Origin of the sequence: Halopseudomonas xiamenensis (assembly GCF_014219065.1) — a bacterium.
In the GTDB taxonomy this organism is placed as follows: Bacteria; Pseudomonadota; Gammaproteobacteria; order Pseudomonadales; family Pseudomonadaceae; genus Halopseudomonas; species Halopseudomonas xiamenensis.
Genome location: NZ_JACLGO010000048.1, coordinates 1 through 10,123 on the forward strand (window position 1 = coordinate 1; position 10,123 = coordinate 10,123).

At 64.1% G+C, this 10,123-nt stretch carries 9 protein-coding genes; 3 read left to right on the forward strand and 6 right to left on the reverse strand.

The annotated features are described in order from the left end of the window. Positions 1–169: 169 nt before the first annotated feature. The 6 genes from H6X51_RS19570 to H6X51_RS19595 form a co-directional block, all read right to left on the reverse strand. Positions 170–550: a gamma-butyrobetaine hydroxylase-like domain-containing protein gene (locus H6X51_RS19570; RefSeq protein ID WP_185269104.1), complete on the reverse strand. Its 381-nt coding sequence runs from the start codon at positions 548–550 to the stop codon at positions 170–172. A gap of 18 nt (positions 551–568) precedes the next feature. Then, complete coding sequence (hslU, locus tag H6X51_RS19575) at positions 569–1,909, reverse strand: ATP-dependent protease ATPase subunit HslU (RefSeq protein ID WP_185269105.1); 1,341 nt, start codon at positions 1,907–1,909, stop codon at positions 569–571. A gap of 19 nt (positions 1,910–1,928) precedes the next feature. Next, positions 1,929–2,459 carry an ATP-dependent protease subunit HslV gene (hslV, locus tag H6X51_RS19580; RefSeq protein ID WP_185269106.1) on the reverse strand — a complete coding sequence of 177 codons (531 nt, stop codon included), beginning with the start codon at positions 2,457–2,459 and terminating at the stop codon, positions 1,929–1,931. Between the two features lie 159 nt (positions 2,460–2,618). After that, a complete protein-coding gene (locus H6X51_RS19585; RefSeq protein ID WP_185269107.1) occupies positions 2,619–3,206 on the reverse strand; it encodes an SPOR domain-containing protein in 588 nt (195 codons plus the stop codon). A 5-nt stretch (positions 3,207–3,211) separates the two neighbouring features. Then, complete coding sequence (gene argS / locus H6X51_RS19590; protein ID WP_185269108.1) at positions 3,212–4,957, reverse strand: arginine--tRNA ligase; 1,746 nt, start codon at positions 4,955–4,957, stop codon at positions 3,212–3,214. A 79-nt stretch (positions 4,958–5,036) separates the two neighbouring features. After that, positions 5,037–7,253, reverse strand: coding sequence for a primosomal protein N' (locus H6X51_RS19595; protein WP_185269109.1), 2,217 nt, complete (start codon positions 7,251–7,253; stop codon positions 5,037–5,039). A gap of 225 nt (positions 7,254–7,478) precedes the next feature. Between H6X51_RS19595 and rpmE the strand changes: the two genes are divergently transcribed. The 3 genes from rpmE to H6X51_RS19610 all read left to right on the forward strand — a co-directional run bounded on the left by rpmE (position 7,479) and on the right by H6X51_RS19610 (position 9,887). Then, on the forward strand, positions 7,479–7,694 hold the full coding sequence (rpmE, locus tag H6X51_RS19600) for a 50S ribosomal protein L31 (RefSeq protein WP_036991287.1): 216 nt from the start codon (positions 7,479–7,481) through the stop codon (positions 7,692–7,694). Positions 7,695–7,711: 17 nt separating this feature from the next. Next, on the forward strand, positions 7,712–8,485 hold the full coding sequence (locus tag H6X51_RS19605; protein ID WP_185269110.1) for a thermonuclease family protein: 774 nt from the start codon (positions 7,712–7,714) through the stop codon (positions 8,483–8,485). 139 nt (positions 8,486–8,624) lie between these two features. Beyond that, complete coding sequence (locus tag H6X51_RS19610) at positions 8,625–9,887, forward strand: malic enzyme-like NAD(P)-binding protein (protein ID WP_185269111.1); 1,263 nt, start codon at positions 8,625–8,627, stop codon at positions 9,885–9,887. The last annotated feature ends 236 nt before the right edge of the window (positions 9,888–10,123 follow it).

Consider the following 10,123-nt stretch of genomic DNA (forward strand, 5'->3'; position numbering starts at 1 on the left):
TTGCGCTGATGCAGAACCAGACAACCTACCAGCCAAAAACAGCAGAATAAGGGGTTGCCTGGAACCATAGAATCTCCTACAATAACTTCACGTCATTGCGAACCGCGAAGCGGTGAAGCAATCCATGGGCACGGAATCACCGGCTCGCTGTACTATGGCATGCACCTCTTCAGAGCATGACCCGTACCACCGACACGTCCGGGTCACGACTGGCACCGGCGGCGCGCAGCTGTTCCAGATAGTCCTGCCACAATGACTCCTGCCGCTCGCCCAACTGGTACAGGTAGTCCCAGCTGTACAGGCCGCTGTCGTGGCCATCATCGAATATCAGCTTGAGCGCATAGTTGCCGGCCGGCTCGACACCGACCAGCGCCACGTTCTGCTTGCCGGTCTGTAGCACCGGCCGGCCATGGCCCTGTACCTCCGCCGACGGCGAGTGCACGCGCAGGAACTCGGCCGGCAGCTCGAAACCGCGGCCATCGGCATAGCGCAGTTCCAGGATGCGGGAGGCCTTGTGCAGTTTGATCTTGCTCGGTATCGGTGTGCTCATGGCGGGCCTGCCTAGTGGTTACAGAATATAGCGTGACAGGTCTTCATTGACCGCCAGCTCGCCCAGATGCTGGTTCACATAGGCCGCATCGATGACCAGTTTCTCACCATCCTGCCTGGACGCCAGGTCGCCGGCGCTGAACGACACCTCCTCCAGCAGTCGCTCGAGCACCGTGTGCAGGCGACGGGCACCGATATTCTCGGTTTTCTCGTTGACCTGCCAGGCGATCTCCGCCAGCCGGGCAATGGCGTCATCGGCGAATTCCAGCTCCAGACCCTCGGTCTGCAGCAGCGCGCGATACTGCTCGGTGAGCGAGGCATCGGGTTCGGTCAGGATGCGCTTGAAGTCGTCCGGTGACAGCGACTTGAGTTCCACGCGGATCGGCAATCGCCCCTGCAGCTCGGGGATCAGGTCCGACGGCTTGGTCAGGTGGAAGGCGCCGGAGGCGATGAACAGGATGTGGTCGGTGCGTACCATGCCGAACTTGGTATTGACTGTGCAGCCTTCGATCAGCGGCAGCAGGTCACGCTGCACGCCCTCGCGAGAGACGTCGGCGCCGCTGCCGCTGTTGGCGCGCTTGCTGACCTTGTCGATCTCGTCGAGGAACACGATACCGTTCTGCTCGACCGCCTCGATGGCGCGGCCCTTGAGGTCCTCCTCGTTGACCAGGCGTGCCGCTTCCTCGTCACGGATCAGCTTGAAGGCTTCGCTGACCTTGAGCGTGCGGGTCTTGCGCTTGTTCTTGCCGAAGCTGGAGAACATGTTCTGCAGCTGGCTGGTCATCTCCTCCATGCCGGGCGGTGCCATGATCTCCACGCCCACCGGTGTGTCGGCCACGTCGATCTCGATTTCCTTGTCATCCAGCTGGCCTTCGCGCAGGCGCTTGCGGAACAGCTGGCGGGTGCTGCTGTCTTCCCGTGCCGGTTGCTCGCTGGCGCCCTGGCGGGGTGGCGGCAGCAGGGCATCGAGAATGCGCTCTTCGGCGGCATCCTCGGCGCGGTGGCCCATCTTGGTCATTTCCTGCTGGCGCAGCATCTTCAATGCGGCGTCGACCAGATCGCGGATGATCGACTCGACATCGCGACCGACGTAGCCGACCTCGGTGAACTTGGTCGCCTCGACCTTGATGAAGGGCGCCTGCGCCAGGCGGGCCAGGCGGCGGGCGATTTCGGTCTTGCCGACGCCGGTGGGGCCGATCATCAGGATATTCTTCGGCGTCACTTCGTGGCGCAGCGCCTCGGGCAGCTGCTGGCGCCGCCAGCGGTTGCGCAGGGCGATGGCCACGGCGCGCTTGGCATCCTGCTGACCAATGATGTGACGGTCCAGTTCATGGACGATTTCGCGGGGTGTCATGGACATGTGCTTGCTTCCGAACGCCTCAGGAGTTGGCGTCCAGCTCCTCGATGGTCTGATTCTGGTTGGTGTAGATGCAGATCTCGCCGGCGATGTTCAGTGCCGATTCGACGATCTCCCGGGCTGACAGCTCGGTATGCCGCAACAGCGCGCGGGCGGCCGACTGGGCGTAGGCGCCGCCGGAGCCGATGGCGATCAGGCCCTCCTCGGGCTCGAGCACATCGCCGTTGCCGGTGATGATCAGCGAGGCATCCTTGTTGGCCACGGCCAGCAGTGCTTCGAGGCGGCGCAGGGTGCGGTCGGTCCGCCACTCCTTGGCCATTTCCACGGCGGCACGCACCAGGTGCCCCTGGTGTTTTTCCAGTTGCGCCTCGAAGTGCTCGAACAGGGTGAAGGCGTCGGCGGTGCCACCGGCGAATCCGGCGATCACCTGGTCATGGTACAGGCGGCGGACCTTGCGGGCATTGCCCTTCATGACGGTATTGCCCAGCGAGACCTGGCCATCACCACCGATTACCACTTTGCCGTGGCGGCGTACTGAAACGATTGTAGTCACGCGCAGCTCCTGTTGGCTGTTCTGAATGGCGGGCAGCACGTCATGCGTGCTGTCTGTCGTAGCTGTTATCTGGGGATGGGGCGGGGAGAATTCAAGATCCCGGAGCGGGCCGGGAGGTTCGTGCCGACGGCTGGTCGCCGGCGGCACGGATGGAGGTCTTCAGGGCGTGGTGCGTTGCTGGCGCAGCAGGTTGCTGAAGCCGTTGCCGGCCAGGGTCTGCTCGGCCTGGGTCAGCTTGCCCTGGTCGGCGAAGGGCCCGACCTGGACCCGGTGCCAGACTTCGCCATTGGCCAGCTTGGCGTCTTCCAGGCGCGCATCCAGTCCCATCAGGATGATCTGCGCGCGCACCCGGTCCGCCTCGCTGCGCTGGCGGAACGACCCGGCCTGCAGATAGTAGCGGGTGCGCGGCTCGGCCTTGGCGGCGGGCTCGGGCTTGGCTGCCGGAGGGGGCGGCGGTGGCGGCGTGGGACGCGGCCTCGGGGTGACCACTTCCGACTCGGGCAGCAGGGTATAGAAGTCGTAGCTGGGGTTCTGCTCCCTGGGTTTGGCCGGCGGCGGGGTCACTGGCTGCGGCACAGCAGTGTCGCGCTTGACGCTGTCGCGGCCCGGTTCCAGCTGGAACAGGAAAGCGATGAACAGGCCGGCGACGGCCCCGCATACGGCAATCAGCCAGGCGGGAATGCGACGGCTGGTCTTCGGTCGGGCGCGGCTGGCGCCGCGGCGGGGGGCTTTGCGTGCTTTGGCCATGCGACTTACATGCGCTCCAGGGTAGTGATGCCCAGCAGGTTAAGGCCTTGGCGCAGGGTGCGTCCAGTCAGTGCCGCCAGGCGCAGACGACTGTCACGCTGCTGCGGCTGCTCGGCCGCCAGGATCGGGCAGTTCTCGTAGAAGCTGGAGAAGCGTCCGGCCAGCTCGTACAGGTAATGGCACAGTGAATGCGGCGTGCCTTCCCGGGCCACGTACTGCAGCAGGCTGCCGAACTGCGCCAGGTGCGCGGCCAGGTCGATCTCCGGCTCCTCCTGCAGCACCAATGGGGCCAGGTCATCCAGTTGTGCCATGTCCCGGTCGATCTTGCGGAACACGCTGGCCACCCGGGTATAGGCGTACATCAGGTAGGGCGCGGTATTACCCTCGAAGCTGAGCATCTGTTCGAAGTTGAAGTTGTAGTCGCTGCTGCGGTGCTTGGACAGGTCGGCGTACTTGACCGCGCCGATGCCCACTGCCCGGGCAATCTGCTGCAGCTCGTCACTGCCCAGCTCCGGGTTCTTCTGCCTGACCAGCTCATAGGCGCGCTGTTCGGCCTCGTCGAGCAGGTCGATCAGCTTCACGGTGCCGCCGTCGCGGGTCTTGAACGGCTTGCCATCGGCGCCGTTCATGGTGCCGAAGCCCATGTGCTCGAGCTGCATGTCCGCCGAGACGAAGCCGGCCTTGCGCGCGACCGCGAACACCTGCTGGAAGTGCAGGGCCTGGCGCTGGTCGACGAAATACAGCACGCGATCGGCGTGCAGTACCTGGTGACGATAGCGCATGGCGGCCAGGTCGGTGGTGGCGTACAGATAGCCGCCGCCGGCCTTCTGCACGATCACCGGCAGGGGCTTGTCCTCGCTGTTTCTGAATTCATCGAGAAACACGCAGCGCGCCCCTTCGCTTTCGGTCAGCAGGCCGGCCTGCTGCAGGCTGTCGACCACATCGGCAAGCTGGTCGTTGTAGGCGCTTTCGCCGCGTACATCGGCCGGAGTCAGGCTGACGCCTAGGCGGTCGTACACGGCCTGGCAGTGCCCCAGGGAAATACTGTTGAAGCGGTTCCACAGCGCCAGGCACTCGGCATCACCGGCCTGCAGCTGCACCACCCGCTGGCGCGCCCGGTCGGCGAACTCGGGGCTTTCGTCGAAACGCTTCTTGGCCTGGCGGTAGAAGTTCTCCAGGTCGCCCAGTTCGGCCTCGGCGGCAACGCTGTTCTCTTCCAGGTAGGCCAGCAGCATGCCGAACTGGGTGCCCCAGTCGCCGACATGGTTCTGGCGGATCACCTCATGCCCGAGAAACTCCAGCAGCCGTGCCACGGCGTCGCCGATGATGGTCGAGCGCAGGTGGCCGACGTGCATCTCCTTGGCCAGGTTGGGTGAGGAGTAGTCCACCACCACGCGCTGCGCCGGATCGGCCCGGGGGACGTTCAGCTGCGGGTCATCCAGCGCCTGCTGCAACTGGGCGGCCAGCCACTCGCGGTCCTGGAAGAAGTTGATGAAGCCGGGACCGGCAATGCTCACCTGGGCCACGGCCTCGCTCGGCGGCAGGGCGGCGATGATCTGTTCGGCCAGGTCGCGTGGCTTCATGCCGGAGGGCTTGGCCAGGGTCATCGCCAGGTTGCTGGCGAAGTCGCCATGGCTTTTGTCGCGGGCGGTCTCCACCTGGATGTTCGGGCTGATATCGGTGGGGAGCACACCGCGGGTCTGCAGGGTGCTGATGGCGCTGGCGAGCAACTGGCTGATCAGGTTTTTCATGGGTAGTGAGGATTCCGGCAACGGCCTGTGGAAAACCCGGCATTATCCGACTTAACAGCCGGCTTGCCAAATCCCTCTGTCAGAACATGTCCAGCGGGTCGACGTCGATCGACCAGCGCACGCGGCGGGCCAGCGGGTGCTGCTCCAGTGCCGGCAGCCACATATGCAGCAACTGGTGCAGGCCTGAGCGTTGTCCGGCCATCACCAGCAGTTGCGCGCGATAGCGCCCGGCGCGGCGCTCCATGGGCGAGGGTACCGGGCCGAGCAGCTCGACACCGTCGAGTTGATGCCCGGCAGCGATCTGTTCGGCCAGCTCGCAGGCGGCGTCGAGAAACTGGTTGGTCTGCGCCGCGGCGTTGGACTCGGCACGCAGCAGCGCCATGAAGCTGTAGGGCGGCAGTTGCGCCGCCTGGCGTGCGGCCAGTTCGCGTTCGGCGAAGCGGCTGTAGTCGTGCTCGGTCAGGTCCAGCAGCAGCTGATGCTCGGCCATGTGGGTCTGGATCATCACCTGCCCCGGCTTGTCCGCCCGGCCGGCGCGCCCGGCCACCTGGATGATCATCTGGGCCATGCGTTCGGGGCCGCGAAAGTCGGCGGAGAACAGCCCGCCGTCGGCATCCAGGATGGCGACCAGGGTGACGTCAGGGAAGTGATGCCCCTTGGCGAGCATCTGCGTGCCGACCAGTAGGCACGGCTCGCCGCTCTGGATGCGCGCCAGCATGTTCTGCATGGCCTGCTTGCGCGCCATGCTGTCACGATCGATACGCAGCACCGGGAAGTCCGGAAAACAGCTCAGCAGGTGCTCCTCGGTGCGCTCGGTGCCGGCGCCGATGGGGCGTAGGTCCTGGCCCTGGCACTTCGGGCAGCTGCGGTCCACGCTGCGCTGGCTGCCGCAGTGGTGGCAATGCAGTTGCGCCGGCGACTGGTGCAGGGTCATGCGCGCGTCACAGCGCCGGCACTCGGCCATCCAGCCGCAGTCGTGGCACATCAGCGTCGGCGCGAAACCGCGCCGGTTGATGAACACCAGCACCTGGTTGCCCTGGCGCAGGTGCTCGCCCATCAGCTGGATCAGCGGGCGCGACATGCCACCCTCCAGCGGGCGGCTGCGGATATCCAGGCACTGGAAGCGCGGCGGGCTGGCGTTGCCGGCGCGCTGGGTCAGGCGCAGGCGCTGGTAGCGTCCACGCTGCACGTTGTGCAGGCTCTCGAAGGACGGTGTGGCTGAGCCGAGAATGATGCCGACCTGCTCCAGGTGGGCACGATATACCGCCAGATCCCGGGCGTTGTAGCGCAGGCCGTCCTGCTGTTTATAGGACAGGTCATGTTCTTCATCGACGATGATCAGGCCCGGGCGTGCCAGTGGCGTGAAAATCGCCGAGCGCGTGCCTATGACGATGCTCGCCTCGCCGTCGCGGGCGGCGATCCAGGCATCCAGTCGTTCGCGGTCATTCAGGCCCGAGTGCAGGATCACCACAGGTACGTTGAAGCGGCGGCGGAAGCGTTCCAGCGTCTGCGGTGTCAGGCCGATCTCGGGGATCAGCACCAGGGCCTGGCGCTGCTGCTGCAGGCAATGCTCGATGGCCTGCAGGTAAATCTCGGTCTTGCCGCTGCCGGTCACTCCTTCCAGCAGCCAGGCGTTAAAGCCGTCAGCGGCCAGGATGCGGTCCAGCGCCGCCTGCTGCTCGGTGTTGGGTTGCAGCGGCGGCTCCTTCAATAAAGGCTGCGGCTCGCTGACATGGTGCGGCGACTGGCTGATACGCTGCGCCAGCCCCTTGCGTTCCAGGGCTTCGAGGGCGTCGCGGGTCAGCCCCCACTGGCTGATCAGTGCGTGGGACAGGCCGTGCGGATGCTTGGCCAGGACCTGCACCGCTTCCTTCTGTTTCGGCGCGCGGCCGACCGCCGGATGCTCGGGATAGGCGCCGGGCAGCAGTTGCCAGAGCATATCCTGGCGTGCCAGGGCCGGTTCGCCACGGCGCAGCAGTACCGGCAGTGCGCTGCTCAGGGTATCGCCGAGGCCATGCTGGTAATAGCTGGCGGTCCAGCTGCACAGGCGCCACAGGCTGTCGGGCAGCAAGGGTGTGCGATCCAGCAGTTCGCTGGCGCGTTTGAGCTTGCTGGCCGGTACGCTGGATTGATCGGTGATGCCGGCAATCAGGCCAACCAGCTGCCGGTTGCCAAAGGGCACGCTGACCCGCAGTCCGACCTGCAGCTCATCCGGGTGCGCGCCCGCTGGTGCGCGATAGTCGAACAACCGGCGCAGGGGCGAGGGTAGGGCAACCTGGATAATCGGGGCTGGCACGGCGGGCGATGTCCTTCTCTGGGGGAGCGCTGATGTTAGCATTGGCCGCCTGGATATGCAGTGTCCGGCGGGAACACCCGTAATGCTTGCGTGATGGCGGAATTCTGTTATTATCGCCGGCCTATTTTCCGGTCCATGCGATTGTTTCGGTGCCGGATAGAATCACACAGTGCGGTGCCTGATCAGGTTGGTCCGGTGGCGGCACACAAAACCGAGGAATCACCCATGAAAGCTGATCTGCATCCTGCATACGAAGAAATCGAAGCCACCTGTGGTTGCGGCAACGTCATCAAGACCCGCTCCACCCTGGGCAAGAGCATCTATCTGGACGTTTGCTCCGCTTGCCACCCGTTCTACACCGGCAAGCAGAAGGTGCTCGACACCGGCGGCCGTATCGAGCGCTTCAACCAGCGTTTCGGTGCTGTCAGCAGCAAGAAGTAAGATCAGGCAGGCCGTTGATGGCACTGTCCGGTTCGAAGAAGGCGCTCCTCTGGGGCGCCTTTTTTATTGTCTGCCTGTTGAACACGGCGGCGCTTGCCGACAGCTGTTCGCTGCCCGATATCGGCGAGCGGGTGGTCAGCAGTCGCGTGATCGATGGCGATACGCTGGAGTTGGTCGATGGCCGGCGGGTACGCCTGATCGGTGTCAATACACCGGAAATCGGACGCCGGGGAGCGCCTTCCGAGCCCTATGCGCAAAAGGCCAGGAGCGAATTGCAGCGCCTGGTCGGCAAGACCGGGCTGCGTTTGCTGGTCGGCGAGGATGCCAGGGACAACTATGGCCGCACGCTGGGACACCTGTTCGATGCCCAGGGCGCCAATATCGAAGCCCAGTTGCTGCGCCAGGGGTTGGGTTTCGCCGTGGGTATCCCGCCCAATGTGACACTGCTCGACTGCCATCTGCAGCAGGAAAGACAGGCGCGCCGCCAGCGCCTGGGCGTCTGGCAACAGGCACCGGTCAAGCGTGCGGCCGAGGTGAGCCAGGGTGGATTCCAGCTGATCCGTGGGTGCATCGTGACGGTGCAGACCCAGGGTCGTCATATCTGGGTCGAGCTGGACGGGCCGCTGGTGCTGCGTCTGCCCGTCGATCTTCCCGGGGCTGCCGGCATTGCCAGCTGGCGCGGGCGGGAGCTGGAGGTGCGTGGCTGGGTGGTGGATCGGGGGTCGTCTCGCCGTGGACACAAGCGTTTCATGTTGCCGCTGCTGGAATGGCGGCTGGCCCATCTTGAATGATCGGAGCGAATCGCCGAAAAAGCCCTTGAATCGCTACAACTGGCCGGCTGGCAAGATGGCATGAATCATCTTGTGAGGGGTGGGGCTTTTCTGTATTCTCGATCGTTCGCAATAAGCCACTTGACCGGAAGATGTAATCATGTCTGATCTGAGAACTGATGCGCTCGAATACCATGCCAACCCGCGTCCGGGTAAGCTGAGCGTCGAGCTGACCAAGCCTACTGCCACTGCGCGTGATCTGGCGCTGGCTTACAGTCCGGGTGTTGCAGAACCTGTGCGTGAAATCGCCAAGGATCCGGACAATGCCTTCAAATACACCGGCAAGGGCAATCTGGTGGCGGTGATTTCCGACGGCACCGCGATTCTCGGTCTGGGCAACCTGGGACCGCTGGCCTCCAAGCCGGTCATGGAAGGCAAGGGCGTGCTGTTCAAGCGCTTTGCCGGGGTCGATGTCTTCGATATCGAAGTCGAGGCAGAAAGTCCGCAGGCCTTCATCGATACCGTCAAACGCATTTCCTGCACCTTCGGTGGTATCAACCTCGAGGATATCAAGGCGCCGGAGTGCTTCGAGATCGAGCGTGCGCTGATCGAGCAGTGCGATATCCCGGTATTCCATGACGACCAGCATGGTACTGCCATCGTGACCGCGGCAGCCATGATCAACGCCCTGGAACTGGCCGACAAGAAGCTGGAAGATGCCAGGATCGTCTGCCTGGGTGCCGGTGCGGCAGCGATTGCCTGCATGAAGCTGCTGGTCAGCCTGGGTGCGGCCATCGAGAACATCTTCATGGTCGACCGCAAGGGCGTGATTCATGCCGGGCGCGACGACCTGAATGAGCACAAGGCGATCTTCGCCTCCGAAACCGACAAGCGGACCCTGTCCGACGCGATGAAAGGGGCGGATGTATTCGTTGGTCTGTCCGGTCCGAACCTGTTGCAACCGGCCGAGCTGAAGCTGATGGCGGAAAACCCCGTGGTGTTCGCCTGCTCCAACCCGGACCCGGAGATCAGCCCTGAGCTGGCTCACGCTTCTCGTCCCGACGTGATCATGGCTACCGGCCGCTCCGACTACCCGAACCAGGTCAACAACGTGCTGGGCTTCCCGTTCATCTTCCGCGGTGCGCTGGACGTCCGTGCCACACGCATCAATGAGGAAATGAAGATGGCTGCGGTGCACGCCATTCGCGAACTGGCCAAGGAGCCGGTGCCGGACTATGTTTCCCAGGCCTACGGCGGCATCAACCTGGAGTTCGGTCGCGACTACATCATTCCCAAGCCGATGGATGTGCGCCTGATCGAGAAGGTACCGGCAGCAGTGGCCCAGGCGGCGGTCGACAGTGGTGTCGCGCAGTTGCCGTACCCGGCACACTATCCGCTGAAGTCGGTCGAAGACTGCTTCTGAGTGCGGATGTAATAAGAACCCTGCTTTCGAGCAGGGTTTTTTATGGCAAAAATGTTGCAATGGGTCTTGACGGTGAATCTGGCCGGCCTATAATGCGCACCTCTTCACCGCCAGGGTGGTTCGGACACGGTTTCGAACAGCCAGTGACCGGTGAGAACAGATTGAACGGAAGGCGTTGACACAGGGGTTTAGTCCTGTAGAATGCGCCTCCCTGGCCCGGAACGGCAAGATGGTTT